This is a genomic window from Acinetobacter sp. ACNIH2, from assembly GCF_002934965.1.
In the GTDB taxonomy this organism is placed as follows: domain Bacteria; phylum Pseudomonadota; class Gammaproteobacteria; order Pseudomonadales; family Moraxellaceae; genus Acinetobacter; species Acinetobacter tandoii.
This window is the reverse complement of sequence record NZ_CP026412.1, coordinates 725,521-745,090: the sequence shown is the minus strand read 5'-3', so window position 1 is coordinate 745,090 and position 19,570 is coordinate 725,521. Positions and strand designations below refer to the sequence as shown.

Sequence of the window (19,570 nt, the reverse complement as noted above, 5' to 3'; positions counted from 1 at the left end):
AGTCATAACAACCAACGCGAAAGTCCTATGCTACAAAGAAGCCAATCAGTTATTGGAATTCAGTATATGTCTGTTCAGCTTGTGAAAACTCAGGGGAAATGGTTCGGTCTTGGTCATGTGGTGCTGTTGGCAGCCACGGTTTTGGGTGCAACGCAGATGAGCATGGCGAGTACCGCAGTGGATCAACTGAGTGATTGTCTAGTGAAATCGACTACGGCTACTGATAAAACCGCCGTATTGCAGTGGACCTTTGTGGCGTTATCGACACATCCTGAGTTAAAGCAGTTTAGTCAGGTCACGGAAGATCAGAAAACCGCACTGGATAAAAATGTGGCGCAGGTGTTACAGCGTATTTTGGTCGAGCAATGTTCGGCACAGACCAAAGCGGTGATTCAGGCGGATGGCATTCAAGCCGTAGGGGAAAGTTTTCAGCAGTTGGGGCGTATTACGGGCGAGGAAATTATAAAGAATACTGAAGTAAAGCAGCAGTTGAATGGTTTGTTGCGTTATGTGGATTTGAATAAGATGGTGATGACCTTTTTGACGCCTGAGATTTGGAATAAGCTGGGTGTGGTGAGGTAGTTTAATTTAGTTGAATCTTCTCCTTATAAAAAGGATTGGTGAGTCTATTAAAAATTTAAGGCTTATAAACTATGAATACAGCTACTTCTTTTTTGAAGAAAGAACAAATACAATGCATTTATTGATAAAGTCTTATTTCTAAAAAATATTTTTCTTGTATTTTGTCCTATGTTTAATACTTTATTTTATTATATTTTTTGGCAAACTATAAAGACTTAATAACTTATTAGATATAGTCAAATTAAGAGGGTAATAATGACTGCTGAATCTGTATTAAAGGCTATTGCTGGAGCGAAAAACACACCACTGCAAATTGGAGAAGTTAGCCTGGAGTGTTATGTATTAGAAGATGGGACACGTGTTTTTTCAGGATCAGGTTTACAAAAGGCATTAAAATTTCCCACATCAGCTGGTGGTTCAGCTTTGATGAATATGTTGAATACAGGTGATCTTAAAAATCATTTAACAACTGAAATTTTAGCTAAAATTGAGTCACGAAAGGAGTTTGAGAGACCAGGGGCCGGTGGAAGTGTTTCGAAAACTTATGGGTATGATGCAACGGTATTAGTAGATATTTGTAATCTTTTAATTGAGTGTAATTATTTAGGTATTTTGACACCAAAGCAGCAAGAGTATGCTCGTCAGTCTCAAATCATTATTTCGAGTGTTGCTAAAGTCGGTATTATTGGATTAATTGATGAGGTTACTGGATATAACCAACATAAGAATCGAGCTAAAGATGAATTACAAAAGTTTTTATCAAGTTTTTTACGTGAAGAATCCGCCAAATGGGTAAAAACATTTGATGACTCATTTTTTGAAGCAATATATAAAATGAGAGGCTGGAGTTGGGACTATACTACTAAACATCCAGGTGTAGTTGGTAAATGGATCAATGATATTGTATATGAGCGTCTTGGACCAATGGTTCTAACTGAACTGCGAGAACTTAATCCTGTATTAGAAAAAGGACATCGAGCAAAAAAACACCATCAATTTCTGTCAGAAGCAGTGGGAGTACCACGATTAAAAAGTCATTTGGAAGCAGCAAAAGCTCTTGCTATTGTTTCTGATTATGATTGGGATAAGTTTATGAGAATGATGGATAAAGCATATCCAAAGCATCATCAACAATTAAGCTTATTAATTGAAGAGGAATAAATTAGACCCGCTTTAAAGCGGGTTTGTATTTTTTAATAGATTAATCCAATCATTTTAGAGAAAAATACTAGGATGCTAGATTTAGTGACTCATTTCTTTTCTGACTTTAACTTACTTTGAGCATCATTCATCGTTCGAAGAAATTCTAAAGCCTCTTTCATATCATCAGCTTTTCTTAATGATGAAATGGAAAAAATTATAAATGAGACACCAATTAATACATCAAGCCAAGCAATATTCCAAAAATGAAATTTTCCAGTAAAAACTATAATAGCAAATGTTAAACACAGAGCATAAATAACATAATATGTTTTTGAAATAGCTCCTGAAACTCTATTTCTTGGAGTAAATGCGAATGTATTATCAACTTTTATTACATTTATAAATCTACTTCCCCAATAGTATAGATCAGTGGTTTTATCAAAATTCACTAACCCTTTTTCATGAAAATCTATTAAACAATGAAGTAACTCATCATTCATATCTATAGACCGAGTAAGATTTTGGGCGGCTTTATCTTTCAATAATTGGGGGTATTTATCAGTTTCTGCTTTATAAAATTTTTCAAAGTATTCACCGAAATTTTCTAATTCATCTTTAAACTTTTTACGTCGATGTTCATTGACTGCATGTAAAGATTTAGGGATAGAAAAAATAGCAACGATGATTGCAATAATTGTAGATATAGAAGTTAAAGATTCCATTTTTATCATGTAATTTGTGTTTTTCACATTATATAAAAAAGCCCCGATAAATCGGGGCTTTTAAAATTAAATTGATTGATCAGATTAACCAATCAATTTCTTCATTAATTCATTCACTTGCGCAGGGTTAGCTTTGCCTTTTGCAGCTTTCATCACTTGACCGACAAGACCGTTAAAAGCTTTCTCTTTACCAGACTTGTATTCCTCAACCATCTTCTCGTTGGCTGCAAGCACGTCTTTAATAATCGCTTCAATCGCACCAGTATCAGTTTCTTGCTTCAAGCCTTTTTCAGCAATAATGGCGTCGGCAGTTTTGCCTTCTTCCCACATAAAGCCAAACACTTGCTTCGCAATCTTGCCGTTAATAGTGTTATCCACAATACGTGCGATCATGCCACCCAACTGTTCAGCCGAAACAGGGGAATCTGCCAACTCTAAGCCTGCTTTGTTTAAAGCACCCGAGAATTCGCCCATCACCCAGTTTGCAGACACTTTACCTTGAGCCGCGCCGCCAGCAGCTTGAACTACGGCTTCATAAAACTCAGACATTTCACGCGTTAGAGTTAACACGTGTGCATCGTACTCAGTCACACCAAAGTCAGATACAAAGCGCTCACGACGTGCCGCAGGTAACTCAGGTAATGCCGCGCGTGCTGCTTCGATTTGCGCATCTGGAATAATTACAGGCAACAAGTCTGGGTCTGGGAAGTAGCGGTAATCGTTCGCTTCTTCTTTAGAACGCATTGAACGCGTTTCCATCTTCACAGGGTCGAACAAACGCGTTTCTTGATCAACCGTGCCATCCCATTCCAAAATTTCCATTTGGCGTTCAATTTCAACATTGATCGCTTGCTCAATGAAACGGAATGAGTTGAGGTTTTTCAATTCACAACGTGTACCAAAAGGCTGACCCGGACGACGTAAAGATACGTTACAGTCGGCACGGAACGAACCTTCTGCCATGTTACCGTCAGAAATACCTAACCAACGTACAAGTGTGTGAATCGCTTTAATGTAGGCAACTGCTTCTTCAACCGAACGCATGTCTGGCTCAGACACGATTTCAAGTAAAGGCGTGCCTGCACGGTTCAAGTCGATGCCCGACATGCCTTCAAACTGGTCGTGAATCGATTTACCTGCATCTTCTTCAAGGTGAGCACGGGTAATACCAATACGTTTGGTCGAACCATCTTCAAGTTGAATGTCGATATGACCCAAGCCCACAATCGGGTTGTCCATCTGGCTAATTTGGTAGCCTTTAGGTGAGTCAGGGTAGAAGTAGTTTTTACGTGCAAACACAGAGGCTTGGTCGATGTAGGCATCAATACCCAAACCAAAACGAATCGCCAAATCTACCACTTGCTTATTTAAAACAGGCAACACACCCGGCATTGCCAAGTCAACAAGGCTAGCTTGCGTATTTGGGTCTTGACCAAATTCAGTCGAAGAACCTGAGAAAATTTTAGATTTGGTTGCAAGCTGAGTGTGAATCTCAATCCCGATAACGACTTCCCAACCGTCAATCAATTTCAACTTTTGAGCTTCAGCCATTATGCATTCTCCTCAGCAATTGCCGCGCGTTTGGTGTGCCAATCCGTCACTTGTTGATACTGATGCACGACAGACAATAATTGTGATTCTGACCAGTAGTTACCAATCAACTGCAAGCCAACAGGAAGTTGTGCTTGGTCAAAGCCAACAGGGGCATTGATTGCAGGAAGACCAGCCAAGTTCACCGCAAGCGTGTAAATGTCACCTAAATACATTTCTGTTGGGCTGAGGTTAGCACCAATTTTATATGCAGTTGTTGGTGCAGAAGGAGCAGCAATCACATCAACTTGTTCAAAGGCTTTTAAGAAGTCTTGTTGAATTAAACGACGGACTTTTTGTGCTTTCACATAATAAGCATCGTAGTAACCTGCAGACAACGCATACGTACCAATCAGGATACGACGTTGAACTTCGGCACCAAAACCTTCCGAACGCGAGCGTTTGTATAGGTCTAAAATGTCAGTCGGGTTTTCACAGCGGTAGCCATAACGCACGCCATCAAAACGTGACAGGTTAGATGATGCTTCGGCAGGGGCAATCAAATAATAGGTCGGTACATAGGCTTCCGTCATGTTGAGATCAATCTCAACCAAAACTGCGCCCATGTCTTCCAGTTTTTTCAACGATTCTTCAACACGTGCTTTTACTTCGGTATCTAAACCTGCCACGTTGAAGTATTGTTTTGGAATACCAATGCGTAAGCCTTTGACTGCTGTGCCGTTCAAGTTGGCAACGTAGTCATCGACGTCTTTTTCAACAGAAGTTGAGTCTTTCGCATCATGACCAGCCATGACATTCATGAGGTAAGCACAGTCTTCAGCCGAACGTGCCATTGGTCCGCCTTGGTCCATTGATGATGCATAAGCAATCATGCCGAAACGCGATACACGACCATACGTTGGTTTTAAACCGGTTAAACCACAGAAAGATGCAGGTTGGCGAATTGAACCGCCTGTATCTGTACCAGTTGCAAACGGTGCAAGATCAGCCGCCACAACTGCCGCAGAACCACCCGAAGAGCCACCTGGCACATGTTCTAGATTCCATGGATTTTTCGTTGCGCCATAAAAAGGGTTTTCAGAAGTTGAACCCATGGCAAACTCGTCCATGTTCACTTTACCTAAAGTCACCAGACCTGCGGTTTTGCCTTTAGCAACCACAGTTGCGTCATAAGGTGAGATAAAGTTATCCAACATTTTTGAGCCCGCAGAGGTTTTAATGCCCTGAGTACAAAAAATGTCTTTATGTGCAATCGGAACACCTGTGAGCGTACTTGCTGTGCCTGCTTTAATCGCAGCATCCGCAGCGTCTGCTTGAGCCAATGCTTGTTCAGCAGTCACAGTGATATAAGAATTTACCTGCGTATCAATTTTTTCAATACGTTTTAAATAATGTGCAGTCAGTTCGCGAGAGGAGAATTGAGCTTGTGCCAAACCCTCAGCAAGTTCACGAATCGATAAGCGGTGTAAATCGGTCATGAGAAATAATTCTTTACGTTTAATTTAAAAAAAATGGTTCAACTGAGTGAAAATTATTCAATCACACGTGGTACAAGGTACAAGCCAGCTTCGGTTGCAGGTGCAACAGCTTGATATTCTTCACGATGATTCTGTTCAGTCACCACGTCTTCACGTAACGGCTGTGGATTGTCGAAAGGGCTTTTCAATGGTTCAACACCTTTGGTGTCGATGCCTTTTAAGGTTTCCATCATGCCTAAAATTTTGTTTAGACTTTGAGCATATTCAGCAGATTGCGTATCATCTAGCGACAAACGAGCAAGATTGGCGATTGCTGAAACGGTTTGAGCATTTAAATCTGCTGAATGCTGAGCATCCGATGTAGACATAACATCACCTAATCAGTATTAAAAAATTTCAAAATATCGTGCGTTATAATAAGCGATTGACTTGTTCAAAGCATCACATTTAGTTAAAGTTGCGACCTTGCGTCCACATAAAGTTAAACTGAGAACGACCCCGTGATTCTAAAACGACTAATTGGCTTGTTTTCGCCAGACCTCGCCATTGATTTAGGTACAGCAAATACACTTATTTATGCACCAGGACGAGGCATTATATTAAATGAACCGACAGTTGTGGCTATTCGTCACAGTGGTTCACAAAAAATTGTTGCCGCTGTTGGTCTTGATGCGAAGCAAATGCTTGGTCGTACGCCTGCGAACATCTCTGCAATTCGCCCAATGAAAGACGGTGTAATTGCTGATTTTGAAGTGACTGAAACCATGCTGAACCAGTTTATTGGTAAAGTGCATGAAAAGCGTTTATTCCCACCTGCACCACGTGTAGTGGTGTGTGTTCCATGTAAATCAACTTTGGTTGAACGTCGTGCAATTCGTGAGGCTGTATTCAATGCAGGTGCACGTGATGTCCGTTTAATTGAAGAACCGATGGCTGCTGCAATTGGTGCAGGTTTACCTGTAGAACAAGCTTGCGGTTCAATGGTGGTTGATGTGGGTGGTGGTACAACTGAAATTGCGATTATTTCATTGCAAGGTTGTGTCTATGCTGACTCTTTACGTGTTGGTGGTGATGTGTTTGATGAACAAATCATTAACTATGTACGTAAAGCACATGGCTGCGTGATTGGTGAAACCACTGCAGAAAACATCAAGAAAGAAGTGGGCATGGCTTTACCAGATGAAAATGGTAAAACTTTGGAAATTGAAGTTCGTGGTCGTAACTTGGCAGAAGGTGTGCCGCGTGCCATTACAGTTACTTCAGACGAAATTACCCAAGCGATTTCAGATCCTTTACAAAGCATTGTTTCGGCAGTCAAATCTGCGTTGGAACAAACGCCACCTGAATTATCTTCAGATATTGCAGAGCGCGGCATTGTATTGACGGGTGGTGGTGCATTGCTACGTAACCTTGACAAATTATTGGCTCAGGAAACTGGTTTACCAGTCGTAGTCGCAGAAGACCCTTTAACTTGTGTCACTCGTGGTGGTGGTAAAGTTTTAGAATTCTTTGATAATCCAAATCACGACATGTTATTCGTTGGTTAATTAAGGATTTGGCTGTGCAAACAAATTTGTTTTCTAGGCAGCCCCCATCATTTCGCTCCTTTATCATTGCGGTTGTAACATGTTTGGTGGTGCTATTTTTTAACTGGCGCTTACCACATGTGATACAGCCAGCAAGAGATGTCTTGTATGCGGCATATAATCCCATTTATGCCTTAGCGAGCTATCCTGTATTGTCTAGCGAATGGTTGACGCAGCAGACCAAGTCTGAGGCACAATTGCGTCGTGAAAACACGGCCATGCAGGCGGAGTTGTTACAAGCCCAAGTACGTTTGCAAAAACTATCAGAGCTTTCTGCTGAAAATACACGTTTACGTGGTTTGCTTGATACACCTTTAATTATTGATGGTCGTATGGAAATTGCTGAAGTCATTGGGACGGATGCGGACCCATTACGTCATATTATTGTGATTAACCGAGGTTCAACCAACAACTTGAAAGTTGGACAGACGGTATTAGACGATAAAGGCATTATGGGACAAATCATCAATGTATATCCACACAGTAGTCGTGTCATGTTGCTTTCTGATAAAGATCATTCTTTATCGGTACGTTTAGAGTATACGGGGATGCGTGCTATCGTTTCGGGTACAGGTGATTTAGGACATCTGAAAATGGAATACGTTCCAACCAGTGCCAATATTAAGGTGGGTGAAAAAGTGTATAGCTCAGGTTTGGGGGCGCATTTTCCAGCAGGATATTTGGTCGGTACAGTGTCTAAAGTGAGTCGACATACAACGGGTGAGTTTGCACAAATTGATGTGGTTCCTGCGGCACAGTTAGCCAGTGGTCATCATGTTGTGGTGCTGTTTTCCGACTCATTAGCGATGGAGCAACCACATGCCAATCGCTAAGTTACGTCAAGAAAAACGTCAAGATCCATTATTCCCAATCATTTTTTCAGTAATCATTGCCTCTGTGCTAATGGTTTATCCATTGGCCTATGCTGTTTCTGGCTGGCGTCCATTGTTTATGATGATGGTGATGCTGTTTTGGGTGCTATGTCAGCCTACGTGGTGTGGTGTCTGGTTTGCCTTTGGTACAGGTATTTTTGTCGATTTACTGATGGATGCCCCACTAGGATTAAATGCATTATGTTTTGTAGTGATCAGTTTTGTTGCGCGGTTTTTGATTCGTGAACGCCGTGTACTGACTTTTGCCAATCTGTGGGTCATTGCAGCACTGGCCATTTTAGCTTACCTGTTTATGATGTGGGTGGCACAAATTATGGGGGGCATTCAGTTCTCTTTTGCCCGACATTGGCAACCATTACTCACCAGTGTTCTGGTGTGGCCATTGGTTTATTTTGTGCTGAAAAAATGGCGCGTTTAGTCCTTGCCTCTAGTTCTCCGAGACGTCGTGAGCTGCTTCAGCAGCTCGGCCTAGACTTTTCAATTTATAGCCCTGAGATTGATGAAAATGTGCTTGAGGGTGAAATTGCAGCAGATTATGTTCAACGTTTAGCGTGTGAAAAAGCAGCAGCAGTACAACAACATTTTCCAGATGCCGTTATTATTGCCGCAGACACCAGTTTAAGTGTCGATGGTGAAATTTTAGGGAAACCCGAATCTAAAGCACATGCCTTTGAAATGTGGGCAAAAATATCGGGCAGAAAACATGATGTATTTTCTGGGGTATGTGTACGCACATCAGCACAAATTTCAAGTATAGTGGTGCGTACCCAAGTCGAATTTCAAGTGCTGAGCCTAAAAGACATGGAAGCGTATTGGGCAACAGGGGAACCCGAAGGGAAAGCGGGAGCTTATGCCATACAAGGGCTGGCTTCGCGTTATATTCCCCGTATTGAAGGCAGTTATACCAATGTAGTTGGTTTGCCGTTACATGAGACAGTCGAGTTATTCAAAGCCATTAAGGTTTTAAATTAATGGTGAAACAAAAATTTTTATAATGTTTTGAGTCTTATTATGTCTGACGAGTTACTGATTAATGTCACACCGATGGAGTGTCGTGTGGCGTTAATTCAAAATGGTACAGTCAACGAGTTATATGTTGAACGTACTGTAAAACGGGGTTTGGTAGGAAATATTTATAAAGGCAAAGTCGTTCGCGTTTTGCCAGGGATGCAGGCCGCTTTTGTCGATATTGGTCTGTCCCGCACTGCTTTTTTACACATCAATGATATGGTTTGGCCACGTAATCAGCTGATTCCCAATGTTTTTGAATTATTACAGCCTGGGCAAATTCTGACAGTTCAGGTCATGAAAGATATGTTGGGAACCAAAGGTGCGCGTTTAAGTACGGATCTTTCTATTCCTTCGCGTTATTTGGTACTCATGCCTTTTGGCAATCATATTGGTGTATCACAAAGAATTGAATCAGAAGAAGAACGCGAGCGTTTACGTTCTATTATTGAGAAAATTCAGGCCCAACACGAATTACCCGGTTCAGTCATTGTACGTACTGCTGCCGAAGGGATTGATGAAGCTTCAATTGCGCAGGATATGGCGTATTTAGCAAAGCTGTGGGAATACATCCAACGTAAACAAAAAATTATTGCGGTACCTTCTCTTATTTTTGAAGAATTACCCTTACCACAACGTATTATTCGTGATTTAGCGAATGAAAATACGGTAAAAATTTCGGTTGACTCACGTGAAATTCATGCCAAATTGCAGGAGTTTGTGGCTGAGTTTGTGCCGAATATGCAGAATCGTCTGATCCATTATCCTGGTGAACGTCCGATTTTTGACTTATATAATGTTGAAGAAGACATTCAGAAAGCACTGCAAACTCGTGTTGCCTTAAAGTCGGGTGGTTATTTAATGATTGACCAAACCGAGGCCATGACCACAATTGATGTTAATACGGGCTCGTATGTGGGTGGCAGAACACTAGAAGATACTGTGTTTAAAACCAATATGGAGGCAACACAGGTCATCGCACGCCAATTACGCTTACGTAACTTAGGTGGCATTATCATTATTGACTTTATTGACATGCAGGAAGCTCAGCATCGTGAAGAAGTGATGAATCAGTTCGAGCGTATGTTGGAACGTGACCATGCCAAGACTAAAATTACGCAGGTTTCGGAGTTAGGTCTGGTCGAAATGACGCGTAAGCGTACTCGAGAGTCGCTAGAACACTTGTTATGTGAATCTTGTCCGACTTGTCAGGGACGTGGTTATGTTAAAACAGCAGAGACGGTATGTTACGAAATCTTTCGAGAAATCTTACGATATACCCGAGCTTTTGAATCTCAGAGTGGCTTTACTGTTGTCGCACATCCTTCTGTAATTGATCGCTTGTTAACCGCAGAAGCACCAGCTGTGGCGGATTTAGAGCATTTTATTAATCGTGTGATTAAATTTCAGGTGGAAAATTTATATACGCAAGAGCAATACGATATCATTCTAAGCTAAAATTGTAACAGGATGTCGTTAAACACTTGTTACAACTGAAATTTTACTTTCGAGCTAGTTTTTTCAATACTACTCATACCAAGTAGCCAAACTAAATTTTCATTTTTGGGGAATTTGGTCTTAGCAAGAAGAGGTGTGAAATGGGCATGAGTGAAAAAATTATCAAACAAGGTATCAAGCACGTGCTAGATAATAAAAACGTACATACGGGTTATATCGTAGACGAACAAGGCAAAGAAACTCAAATTACAACGGCCATGGTTCGTTCGGTCTGTCATCAGCTACTGAAACAGTGTCGCAGTATTAAAGCTTAAGGGGCTCTTGTGAAGCCCCTTAATTTATTCTACTTAATTTTTGTCATTAGTTTCTGCGGTTAACTCACCGCCTTCAACTTTGGGCTTTTAACCCCAACAATACTTTCAAATCGTTGAATTTCTTCTTCCAAGTGCGTTAATAAGTTTTGCATTTTCGGTAATGCGACACGGCACGCCGTGAGTCCAACCTCAAGCTTATCTAAATAGCTGGTCATGGTAATATTGAGTGCTTGACCATCTAGAACAATTGATGCTGGATAAAGTGCATCGAGTTTCGCGCCATTCCAATATAAAGGTTCACGTGGACCAGGCACATTAGAAATAACCAAATTGAATGCCTGACGTTTCGGCATTAAACCAGAGGCAATATTCAAGCCTGCTGCACCATAAACAAATGCACTGTAGTTCATGATCTGGTTAGAGTTCATGCGTTTAAAACGTTCTTTTGCATTCAGAACACTACGACGAATAATCTGCAAACGTTCTAAAGGATCTTCTTTATGCGTACCTAAATTCGCCAAAATCATGGTAATTCGATTTGATACTTCTGAATCATCATCACGAATGGAAGCAGGAACCATGGCAACCAAAGGTTTCTTTGGTAGAGCATTTTGACTCAGTAAATATTCACGTAATGCACCAGAGCAAATCGCCAACACCACATCATTAATCGTGACGTTTAAAGCTGATGCAATATGACGTAGACGATCAAACTCAAAAGATTGGGCAGCAAAGCGACGTGATGAGCTAACACGTTGATTTAAAATGCTGCTTGGCGCTTGGAAGCTAGAGACATAGTCTGGATTACGCCCCATATCTTTCATGACTGTTTGGGAAAGTTCACGCATCACGATAGGCGTTGCTTCTACTTGTTGTTTCAACCCCGTAATGATTTTTTTCATACGGCTGACTTTTGCTTCTTTTAAACGTTTGGCACGAGGACCTTCGACACACCATGGTGGCACAATGCTTTTAGCGTGTGGGTCATGCGAAAGTGATTTTTCGACCAGACGCATGCCCGCAATACCATCCACCATAGCATGATGAATTTTAAAATACATGGCAAAACGATTGCCTTCGATTCCTTCAATAATGTAACACGTCCATAAAGGCTTGGCTCGATCAATCAGTGCACTATGCTCTTGAGAGATATAAGTCAGTAATTCTCGAATACGTCCGGGATGAGGTAAGGCAATATGACGAAAATGATGATCAAGATCGAATTCTTCATCTTCATCCCATAATAGGCCATTCAATTTATTGTTAAATGGTGGAACAGGAATGGATTTCGAGCTGCGAATATCTGCAACCAAATCTTGTAGAAAAGTTTCAGGTGCATGTTCAGGAATTTGAAAAAGAAATAATCCCCCAACGTGCATAGGTTGCTGCCGTTTTTCTAATGTTAAAAAGATAAAATCAATAGGGTGTAATGGGCGCATAGTGTCGATTGCCTCACTGCAATTTCTATGGTGACTCCTTTCTGAGTCACATTGTTAGAATTATAAAACTTGATTTGAGTATAGCGCCTTTTACCTAGAAAAGTTACGGCTTTATGTGTCCATCAATCTGAAAAAAAGCCACTGAATAGTTCAGTGGCTTTGGCTTGACAAAATTATTTTGCTAAATTGCCAGCATGTAATCCGCATTCTTTGTGTGTGGCTTCTTCCCACCACCAACGGCCTTCACGCTCATGCTGATTAGGTAATACAGGTCGCGTACACGGTTCACAGCCAATTGAAATAAAACCACGCTCATGTAGCGGATTATATGGAACTTCCATCATACGGATATAGCTCCATACTTCTGCACTAGACCAGTTCGCTAAAGGATTGTATTTAATTAACTGTTTGCCAGGGCCAGAAAAACCAACATCAGATTGAATGACTGGAATTTCAGTGCGTGTCCCTGGGCTTTGGTCTTTACGCTGACCTGTAATCCAACCATCCAAAGTCGCCAGTTTTTTGCGTAAAGGTTGTACCTTACGAATACCACAGCATTCTTTATGGTCATCTTGATAAAAACTGAATAACCCTTTTTCATTGACGAGCGCTTGAACTGCTTCAGATTCTGGGAAACAAATTTCGATCTTAATATTGTAATGTTTCCGCACCGTTTCAATAAATTGATAGGTTTCTGGGTGCAAACGGCCCGTGTCTAAACTAAAAACACGGAATGGTTTACCCAGATTGGCTGCCATATCAATCAGTACAACATCTTCAGCGCCAGAAAAAGAAATGGCAATTTCACCTTCTTGATTCAGTGCGAGTTCTAAAATTTCACTTGGAGATTTATCAGCATATTCAGATGCAAGCGCATCAATATGATCGATAGTAGGGATAGTAGTCATTAGAGTTCCTGGCTATAGGCTTGGAGACTTCAAAACCTATATTAAAAGATTTTGAAAATATTCTAATTGAATTGAATATTTCTACTTAGCATTAAAAAATAAATGCTTATGAAAAAAATAGATTTAAAAAACAGCAATTACTGAATCATAAGTTGATGCTATTATAGTCCAAATTTTTTTCATAGACAGTTGGGAGCATTCATGGAAGTTGTATGTCTTGATTTAGAGGGTGTGTTAGTTCCAGAAATTTGGATTAACTTTGCGAAAAAAACTGGAATTAAAGCGCTAGAAGCGACAACACGTGATATTCCTGATTACGATGTGTTAATGACACAACGTTTAGATCTTTTAAAGCAACATAATTTAGGCTTGGATGATATTCAAGAAGTCATTGCGGAAATGGGACCATTTCCAGGTGCAAAAGAATTTGTAGAATGGGTGAGTACGCATTTCCAGCTTATTATTCTTTCAGACACTTTCTATGAGTTTGCACATCCGTTGATGAAACAATTGGGTTGGCCAACTATTTTCTGTCATAAGTTAGAAACAGATGAGCAGGGGATGATTTCTGCTTATAAATTACGTCAACCTGACCAGAAGCGTCAGGCAGTTAAAGCACTTCATGGTTTGAACTTCCGTGTGATTGCGGCAGGTGATTCATATAATGACACCACAATGCTAGGCGAAGCAGATCATGGTTTCTTGTTTGATGCGCCAGAAAATGTGATTGCTGAGTTTCCACAATTCCCAGCAATCAACGGTTATGATGCGTTAAAAGAAGCCATTCGTAAGGCATCTGTACGTGATATTCCTGCTTAATTCTATAAAATTAAATAAAAAAGACGGACTTAAAGTCCGTCTTTTTTATTGCAAAGATTAGAATTTGTAGCCTAAATTCAAACCATATGCGATGGCATTGTTGTCAGTGAATGTTCCTGCTGCAGAATGAGCACCTGTTACGGCATCTGCATCACCTAACCAGTAATATTTTACGCCCGCACCAATGAAGTAGTTTTCTGCTGGAGAGAAACGTACACCTGTTCCAACACTCCAAAAGCCTTCAGTTGGGCCAAGTGTAGTCACAGGGTTTCCTGCACCAGAGTCCCAGCCTACGGATACATTGGCACCCCAACGATCACTAAATTTACGTCCCAAACCAACAGTTGCCGAAATTTGATCATCTTTATAGTCAATCAAATTAAAGCCATTTGGTTTATTAGCTACAAGTCCAGCTTGCCCTAAGACTTGAGACAGTTTTCCAAAGTTATATGGTTGAACTTTGAAGTTTGACCAGTCTACCCAACGTACATTGGCAAATGCCACAGTATTGGTCATGATGCCTGTTTGGAAATCGACATTGACAGATTGAGGGGTGGTTAATTCTGTTTCACCACTTGAGGCATTTAATGCGGTCATGACACCATCAAGTTTTGCATTACCAGTTAAACCCGCAAGCCCAAAATGCTCATAAGCATTCATTTTATGTTTAATTTCAGCGCGATAGGTTACTGATGCTTTCAATGCAATTTCAGGAATTTGATATGCAACACCTGCTAACCAGCCTACAGATTCATCTTCACCCGTTCTAAAATCATAACCATTAAGAACACTATAGGTTGTACCACGAAGCAAGACTGTTCCATCTACCGTTTGATACACTGCCCCAGCATACAGGTTCCAGTTTTCATTCGGTTGATAACCTACTAATAAATTTAAGTTTTGAGTATCAACAACAACAGATGTACCACCTTTAAAGGGAACAGGACGATTTTCTACAAAACCACTATTCCCAGAATATTCGGCATCTGCGCCATAGGGTTGGTCGTAGATCAAACCAACAGAGAAATGATCAGTTGCTTGGATTTTCAAAGCTGCATGAGGGAAGTAATAGTCACCAGCCATGTCACCCGTATTTTTATTGTCTTTGTCTTTGCCTGAAACATCTGGATCAAGTATAGAAATACCTGCTTCAAAGTAGTTTCCTGGTTGTAGGAAAGCTGCAATAGATTGACCAGAGCGATCAAGGCCCGCTGCAAATGTAGAAGTAGTAGGAATAAGACAGAGTAAAATTGCTTTTTTAAGAGCTGTAAGCTTCATGGATATTTTCCCTGATATCGCTTTGTAACTAAAAGTTAAGGGAAGGTAACACAAATAAAAAAAGAGTAAATGCACTATGCCGTTTATTAATTGAACTAGCTCATACACAAAAAGTACTTGAATAGAGTAAAAATACTAATGATACGTGTGTATATTAATGATTTATATATAAAAAAATAGAGTAATTAGTTTAATTGTAGAATCATTTAAGTGAAAAATTAAATGTTTAATTTAGAAACACTTGGCTAAATTTAGTAGATATTGTGATTTAAGAAATGATACTTTTTGCCAAAAAAAGACCATCCAGAAGGATGGTCCTTTGAGTCTTGTACGAATTAGAAGCGGTAGCCGATTTTTAAACCATATGCAAGTGCATCATTGTCAGAAAAGTCTGCTACATAATTTGATGTACCAAATTGTGCGCCAGTTTGTGCTTTAGCATCACCTAACCAGAAGTATTTCACACCACCAGCAATGAATGTTGCAGGAGTAGGGCTGTATTGAACACCTAGGCCAAGGTTCCAATAACCTTCTGTTGGACCTAGTGTTGTTACAGGATTACCAGCACCAGAATCCCAACCTACAGATACATTACCTGCCCATTGTTCATTCAGTTTACGACCTACACCGACATTCGCAGACCATTGATCATCACTGTAAGCAACTAAGTCAAATCCATTTGGATAACCTGGAGTTTTTCCTGCTGCCACACCAAATGCATAAGGGCGGATTGCGAAGTCTTTCCAATTTACCCAACGCACATTCGCAAAAGCTACAGTATTTGCCATAACTCCAGTTTGGAAATCAAGGTTAACAGATTGCGGTGTAGTAACATCTGTATCACCGGTAGCACTTACACCCGCTAATGCAGGATTGTTCATAATAGCTGAAAGAGTTCCTGTACCAATAGAAGATTCTTCTATTCCGACACTATGTTCAACTTCAGAACGGTAGGTAACAGATGCTTTCAAGGCAATTTCAGGAATTTGGTAGGCAAAACCAGCTAACCATCCTGTCGCACTGTCTTCACTAATATCAGCATTATATCCTCCGAATCCTGCAGCTCCGCCATATGCTAAACCACGAAGTTTTACATGCCCTTTAATTGTTTGGTAAACACCACCACCATAAATATTAAAGTTTTCATTCGGTTGGAAGCCCACGATCATAGCAATGTTTTGGGTTTTAACTTCAACATTAGTTGACTCTTTGCCATTATGAAATAAGCCCACACCTCCTAAGGCAGCAGAGCCAGTATCTGATAGAGAATAAGTTGCATCAGCTCCAAATGGTTGGTCGTAAATTAAACCAAAAGAAAAATGATCAGTTACTTGTAATTTTAGTGCGGCATTTGGGAAATAATAATCATCTCCCATGTCTCCTAGACTTGTATTTTGTAATCCAACAACATTGGCTGGTACTGCTGGACTTGGTGTGTATCCAGAACGAACCTTTCCTGAAACGTTTGGATCAAGTGCAGAAAGGCCTGCTTCAAAATAGTTGCCTGGTTGTAAGAAGGCAGAAATTGATTGTCCTGAACGGTCAAGTGCCGCAGCAAATGCTCCAGCCGTTGGTAATGCTGTGAGAATCATTGCGGTAGTTAGCGCTTTTAATTTCATTCTTTCATCTTCCCTTGAGGTACACGATTTTTATGCATGTTGAATCATGCTTTTGTTAATTGTGGAATTTTTGGTAGGTCCGACCAAAATCATATTGTTACTCCATGTGACAAAAATAACACAATTAAAATAAGAGTAAATGCTCTAGTAGAACTGATTAGTTCAAAAAAACGTCAAAATAGAGTAAAAAATCTATATTTTATCAATCACTTTAATTTAAGTTGTTGAGATATAAATATTTAATTGGATAACTGTTTCGTTTTTGAATAAAATGCAATTGAGTAAAAAATAACCAAAACTAGGTATTGTATAATTATTTTTTTTGAATACTTGTAAATGAGCCAAGATGCTAAATTTTTATAAGCATTTATTTTATATATCATTTTATAAATTTGAAAAAGATCGTATAGATGATTCATATACGATCTAGAAAAAACATTTAAACAGTATTAATGAACTGGTCTTGCAACATCACCATTCAATGATTCTGGTAAGTCTAAGATGTGTAAGCTTAATTCAGTAATTGCAGTTGGTTTTGCAACGACTAAGGCTTTATAGCCCTCAGGTATCGAGATGCTGTTGACCACTTCTGCATCTTTGTTGAGTTGAGTTGCAGGGGGGGGTGCTTCGCCCTGTCCTTGAACCAAGTGCAACCAATGTTTTGGTTTTGCTTTAAACCATAGGCGTGCCACTATTTCTTGACCAAGGTAACACCCTTTATCGTAGTGAACCCCTTCACGTTGATGTAAACGTAATTCTTGGGGTTGGAACTGGTGTTCGGTGGCTTGGCAAATCCAAGCTTGTCCAGTTTCAATCGCTTGTAATTGCCAAGTTTGAATATCCGTTTCTGAGGTTGAAAACTCCGTATGAATATCAACAACTGTTGGAAATACGATGCCGACAGGTTCGAGTTTCATTTTCGAGAACGCACCAAATTTTCGAATATGTTTGGCAAACTCTTCACTTTGATCGAGTGTAGTCACAATTTCAAAACTTTCATTATTTATTTTTTTCAGCCATAAGCCAAAATGAATTCGACCTTTAAGATCACAAATTGCGGTATAGCGAGTTTGGTTTTCAATTAGACGTTCTACGTGAACGGTGACTTGACCTTGTAGAAATTTTTGCGCGTCTACGCCATTAAGGGTGAAAGCCGTAAATGCAAGAGTACTCATGAAATGCTCACTTCGACAATTTATAGAAGAATTAATTCATTTGATTTTCCACTATTTTGCTTGAAATTGCACATCTGCTTTAAAGGAAAAAATCAAAAGCAAGAAATTGAAAATTTCTTGGTATTTTGTGAATAAGGGGGAGCAATGATTGGATAATCGCGCAGAGTTGCTAGTTTTAAAGATAATGTGAGAGTTGATCTGACTTATTAGACCCTTAAATAAGTCAGATCAAATTTAGTTTTTACCAGTCGACTTTGCCAACTAAAATGTCTTTATACATTTTAAAGTCACAAATTAGGCTAAAAAATGGCTGTTTAAATGTCGCTGGTTTATTGTGTTCAAAAAAGAAGTGACCGACCCAAGCAAAACCATAACCCACCACAGGTAATGCCCATAGTAATTTGGGATTTTTTTTCATGGCTGCGGTTGCAGTAATGCCAATTACGGAAGTTGTACCTACAAAATGTAAACGTCGGCAAATCGGCTCTGCATGTTGTGAAAGATAAAATGGATAGAACTCTTTAAGCGTTTTAATACGACCATCACTTCCAACAATTTGAATCTCTTGTTTATCCGTTAGTGCAGGGACAGTATTTTTAATCAGTTCCTGAGTATTGTTTTTAATCATTTCTTGGGTATTCTGTAACATGTAACTACTCCTTTAGTGTTTACTGGAGTCATTTTCAACAAAAAACGACATCGGGTCTTGAACGATTATGCTATTTCAGCAGAAGGAATCTGGCTCAGTAGCGAAACCAGAAAAAAGCTGGTTATATGCGTGGGATGGCGTTGTTCTATATGTCACACAAGAACACTTAAATAAATCACATGCGCATTTCCCTGCATTATTGCAAATTGGTTTAGGGGCGCAATTTGCAGTGACCTTAGATCATCAGCCTCGCAGTTATCATGACATTGTTTGTATGGCGCCGAATGTCAGTCATAGCACAGATTCTGAAAACCAACCTTTTCTTGCAGTTTTAATTGATCCAGATCATGAACTTTACGGCTATGTACATGCGCTATTACAGGGGAGGTCGATGTGCTCATTGCCTGCAAGTTGTTTGCAGCCACTTAGGTGCGAGTTGGTAAAATTGATAGCTGGGACTTTAAATATTGCACAAGTAAAGCAATTATTGTTGCGTATTTTAAAAGTTTTATCTGCCCAAGAGCCTGTTCATTTACCGTGGGATGTCCGTATTTTAAAAGCTTGTGAATATATCAAGCAGCAAGTTCCACATAGCATACCAACGGTCGCAAATGTTGCGACTCAGGTTGGTTTGTCTGAGTCACGTTTGATGCATTTATTTAGTGCTCAATTGGGTGGTTCCATGCGGCAATACATATTATGGTTAAAAGTGCGCTATGCCCTTCAATTATGGATTGAAGGGCATAGTTTAATTGATGTTGCTTTCGAAGCAGGCTTTTCTGATCAGTCGCATTACACGCGAACCTTACGTCGTATGGTCGATTTTGCCCCATCCATTCTGAAAGCCAATACAGTTTTTATTAGTGATACTTTCGCATTGCCCCAGAGGTAACATACATCAGTTGAGTAAATGGAAACTAAAGCTCGAAAAGTGAATTTGAAGCGAGT

At 40.0% G+C, this 19,570-nt stretch carries 20 protein-coding genes; 10 read left to right on the top strand and 10 right to left on the bottom strand.

Annotated elements, in window-relative coordinates:
- The first annotated feature begins 66 nt into the window (after positions 1–66).
- Together C3F34_RS03440 and C3F34_RS03435 are read left to right on the top strand one after the other, a co-directional pair.
- Complete coding sequence (locus C3F34_RS03440) at positions 67–582, top strand: hypothetical protein (RefSeq protein ID WP_104441080.1); 516 nt, start codon at positions 67–69, stop codon at positions 580–582.
- Between the two features lie 255 nt (positions 583–837).
- On the top strand, positions 838–1,743 hold the full coding sequence (locus C3F34_RS03435; protein ID WP_104441079.1) for a P63C domain-containing protein: 906 nt from the start codon (positions 838–840) through the stop codon (positions 1,741–1,743).
- 89 nt (positions 1,744–1,832) lie between these two features.
- Here C3F34_RS03435 and C3F34_RS03430 read toward each other — a convergent pair whose 3' ends face one another.
- The 4 genes from C3F34_RS03430 to gatC form a co-directional block, all read right to left on the bottom strand.
- Entirely contained in the window at positions 1,833–2,447 is a 615-nt protein-coding gene (locus C3F34_RS03430) for a hypothetical protein (RefSeq protein ID WP_158654330.1), read from the bottom strand.
- Positions 2,448–2,531: 84 nt separating this feature from the next.
- On the bottom strand, positions 2,532–3,998 hold the full coding sequence (gene gatB / locus C3F34_RS03425) for an Asp-tRNA(Asn)/Glu-tRNA(Gln) amidotransferase subunit GatB (RefSeq protein WP_104441077.1): 1,467 nt from the start codon (positions 3,996–3,998) through the stop codon (positions 2,532–2,534).
- A complete protein-coding gene (gene gatA / locus C3F34_RS03420) occupies positions 3,998–5,476 on the bottom strand; it encodes an Asp-tRNA(Asn)/Glu-tRNA(Gln) amidotransferase subunit GatA (RefSeq protein ID WP_104441076.1) in 1,479 nt (492 codons plus the stop codon). The genes gatB and gatA overlap by 1 nt, the downstream gene beginning before the upstream one ends.
- Before the next feature lie 53 nt (positions 5,477–5,529).
- Positions 5,530–5,844 (bottom strand): Asp-tRNA(Asn)/Glu-tRNA(Gln) amidotransferase subunit GatC, encoded by a 315-nt coding sequence (gatC, locus tag C3F34_RS03415; protein WP_104441075.1) that lies wholly within the window; start codon positions 5,842–5,844, stop codon positions 5,530–5,532.
- A 132-nt stretch (positions 5,845–5,976) separates the two neighbouring features.
- On the opposite strand from gatC, the gene C3F34_RS03410 reads away from it, so the two are divergent.
- From C3F34_RS03410 to C3F34_RS20390, 6 genes are all read left to right on the top strand, one after another.
- Positions 5,977–7,023 (top strand): rod shape-determining protein, encoded by a 1,047-nt coding sequence (locus tag C3F34_RS03410; protein WP_016165348.1) that lies wholly within the window; start codon positions 5,977–5,979, stop codon positions 7,021–7,023.
- A gap of 14 nt (positions 7,024–7,037) precedes the next feature.
- A complete protein-coding gene (mreC, locus tag C3F34_RS03405) occupies positions 7,038–7,895 on the top strand; it encodes a rod shape-determining protein MreC (protein WP_016165347.1) in 858 nt (285 codons plus the stop codon).
- Entirely contained in the window at positions 7,882–8,373 is a 492-nt protein-coding gene (gene mreD, locus C3F34_RS03400; RefSeq protein WP_016165346.1) for a rod shape-determining protein MreD, read from the top strand. Before mreC ends, mreD begins: the two co-directional genes overlap by 14 nt.
- Positions 8,361–8,927, top strand: a complete 567-nt coding sequence (locus tag C3F34_RS03395) for a Maf family nucleotide pyrophosphatase (protein WP_044739283.1) — start codon at positions 8,361–8,363, stop codon at positions 8,925–8,927. The genes mreD and C3F34_RS03395 overlap by 13 nt, the downstream gene beginning before the upstream one ends.
- 39 nt (positions 8,928–8,966) lie before the next feature.
- Positions 8,967–10,421: a ribonuclease G gene (gene rng, locus C3F34_RS03390; protein ID WP_104441074.1), complete on the top strand. Its 1,455-nt coding sequence runs from the start codon at positions 8,967–8,969 to the stop codon at positions 10,419–10,421.
- Between the two features lie 140 nt (positions 10,422–10,561).
- Positions 10,562–10,735: a PA1571 family protein gene (locus C3F34_RS20390; protein ID WP_016165343.1), complete on the top strand. Its 174-nt coding sequence runs from the start codon at positions 10,562–10,564 to the stop codon at positions 10,733–10,735.
- A 59-nt stretch (positions 10,736–10,794) separates the two neighbouring features.
- Here the strand turns inward: C3F34_RS20390 and C3F34_RS03385 are convergent, their stop codons facing one another.
- Positions 10,795–12,174 carry a WS/DGAT/MGAT family O-acyltransferase gene (locus C3F34_RS03385; protein ID WP_044739285.1) on the bottom strand — a complete coding sequence of 460 codons (1,380 nt, stop codon included), beginning with the start codon at positions 12,172–12,174 and terminating at the stop codon, positions 10,795–10,797.
- A 173-nt stretch (positions 12,175–12,347) separates the two neighbouring features.
- Positions 12,348–13,082: a phosphoadenylyl-sulfate reductase gene (locus C3F34_RS03380; protein WP_016165341.1), complete on the bottom strand. Its 735-nt coding sequence runs from the start codon at positions 13,080–13,082 to the stop codon at positions 12,348–12,350.
- Positions 13,083–13,283: 201 nt separating this feature from the next.
- Between C3F34_RS03380 and thrH the strand changes: the two genes are divergently transcribed.
- Positions 13,284–13,901 (top strand): bifunctional phosphoserine phosphatase/homoserine phosphotransferase ThrH, encoded by a 618-nt coding sequence (thrH, locus tag C3F34_RS03375; protein ID WP_016165340.1) that lies wholly within the window; start codon positions 13,284–13,286, stop codon positions 13,899–13,901.
- Between the two features lie 57 nt (positions 13,902–13,958).
- Here the strand turns inward: thrH and C3F34_RS03370 are convergent, their stop codons facing one another.
- The 4 genes from C3F34_RS03370 to C3F34_RS03355 all read right to left on the bottom strand — a co-directional run bounded on the left by C3F34_RS03370 (position 13,959) and on the right by C3F34_RS03355 (position 18,622).
- Positions 13,959–15,179, bottom strand: coding sequence for an OmpP1/FadL family transporter (locus C3F34_RS03370; RefSeq protein ID WP_016165339.1), 1,221 nt, complete (start codon positions 15,177–15,179; stop codon positions 13,959–13,961).
- A 335-nt stretch (positions 15,180–15,514) separates the two neighbouring features.
- Positions 15,515–16,798: an OmpP1/FadL family transporter gene (locus tag C3F34_RS03365; protein ID WP_044739286.1), complete on the bottom strand. Its 1,284-nt coding sequence runs from the start codon at positions 16,796–16,798 to the stop codon at positions 15,515–15,517.
- Between the two features lie 449 nt (positions 16,799–17,247).
- Entirely contained in the window at positions 17,248–17,973 is a 726-nt protein-coding gene (locus tag C3F34_RS03360) for a YgfZ/GcvT domain-containing protein (RefSeq protein ID WP_044739287.1), read from the bottom strand.
- A gap of 241 nt (positions 17,974–18,214) precedes the next feature.
- Entirely contained in the window at positions 18,215–18,622 is a 408-nt protein-coding gene (locus C3F34_RS03355; RefSeq protein WP_104441073.1) for a DUF962 domain-containing protein, read from the bottom strand.
- Between the two features lie 67 nt (positions 18,623–18,689).
- Here C3F34_RS03355 and C3F34_RS03350 point away from each other — a divergent pair, with 67 nt between their 5' ends.
- A complete protein-coding gene (locus C3F34_RS03350) occupies positions 18,690–19,514 on the top strand; it encodes a helix-turn-helix transcriptional regulator (RefSeq protein WP_104441072.1) in 825 nt (274 codons plus the stop codon).
- Positions 19,515–19,570 lie beyond the last annotated feature (56 nt).

What these genes read in the sequence shown, in the direction of transcription:
- C3F34_RS03350 (WP_104441072.1), top strand. Translation starts at nt 18,690, where the DNA reads ATGCTATTTCAGCAGAAGGAATCTGGCTCAGTAGCGAAACCAGAAAAA.
- thrH (WP_016165340.1), top strand. Translation starts at nt 13,284, where the DNA reads ATGGAAGTTGTATGTCTTGATTTAGAGGGTGTGTTAGTTCCAGAAATT.
- C3F34_RS03385 (WP_044739285.1), bottom strand. Translation starts at nt 12,174, where the DNA reads ATGCGCCCATTACACCCTATTGATTTTATCTTTTTAACATTAGAAAAA.
- C3F34_RS03435 (WP_104441079.1), top strand. Translation starts at nt 838, where the DNA reads ATGACTGCTGAATCTGTATTAAAGGCTATTGCTGGAGCGAAAAACACA.
- mreD (WP_016165346.1), top strand. Translation starts at nt 7,882, where the DNA reads ATGCCAATCGCTAAGTTACGTCAAGAAAAACGTCAAGATCCATTATTC.
- C3F34_RS20390 (WP_016165343.1), top strand. Translation starts at nt 10,562, where the DNA reads ATGGGCATGAGTGAAAAAATTATCAAACAAGGTATCAAGCACGTGCTA.
- C3F34_RS03365 (WP_044739286.1), bottom strand. Translation starts at nt 16,798, where the DNA reads ATGAAATTAAAAGCGCTAACTACCGCAATGATTCTCACAGCATTACCA.
- gatC (WP_104441075.1), bottom strand. Translation starts at nt 5,844, where the DNA reads ATGTCTACATCGGATGCTCAGCATTCAGCAGATTTAAATGCTCAAACC.
- C3F34_RS03355 (WP_104441073.1), bottom strand. Translation starts at nt 18,622, where the DNA reads ATGTTACAGAATACCCAAGAAATGATTAAAAACAATACTCAGGAACTG.
- gatA (WP_104441076.1), bottom strand. Translation starts at nt 5,476, where the DNA reads ATGACCGATTTACACCGCTTATCGATTCGTGAACTTGCTGAGGGTTTG.
- C3F34_RS03380 (WP_016165341.1), bottom strand. Translation starts at nt 13,082, where the DNA reads ATGACTACTATCCCTACTATCGATCATATTGATGCGCTTGCATCTGAA.
- C3F34_RS03430 (WP_158654330.1), bottom strand. Translation starts at nt 2,447, where the DNA reads ATGGAATCTTTAACTTCTATATCTACAATTATTGCAATCATCGTTGCT.
- C3F34_RS03440 (WP_104441080.1), top strand. Translation starts at nt 67, where the DNA reads ATGTCTGTTCAGCTTGTGAAAACTCAGGGGAAATGGTTCGGTCTTGGT.
- C3F34_RS03360 (WP_044739287.1), bottom strand. Translation starts at nt 17,973, where the DNA reads ATGAGTACTCTTGCATTTACGGCTTTCACCCTTAATGGCGTAGACGCG.
- gatB (WP_104441077.1), bottom strand. Translation starts at nt 3,998, where the DNA reads ATGGCTGAAGCTCAAAAGTTGAAATTGATTGACGGTTGGGAAGTCGTT.
- C3F34_RS03395 (WP_044739283.1), top strand. Translation starts at nt 8,361, where the DNA reads ATGGCGCGTTTAGTCCTTGCCTCTAGTTCTCCGAGACGTCGTGAGCTG.
- C3F34_RS03370 (WP_016165339.1), bottom strand. Translation starts at nt 15,179, where the DNA reads ATGAAGCTTACAGCTCTTAAAAAAGCAATTTTACTCTGTCTTATTCCT.
- rng (WP_104441074.1), top strand. Translation starts at nt 8,967, where the DNA reads ATGTCTGACGAGTTACTGATTAATGTCACACCGATGGAGTGTCGTGTG.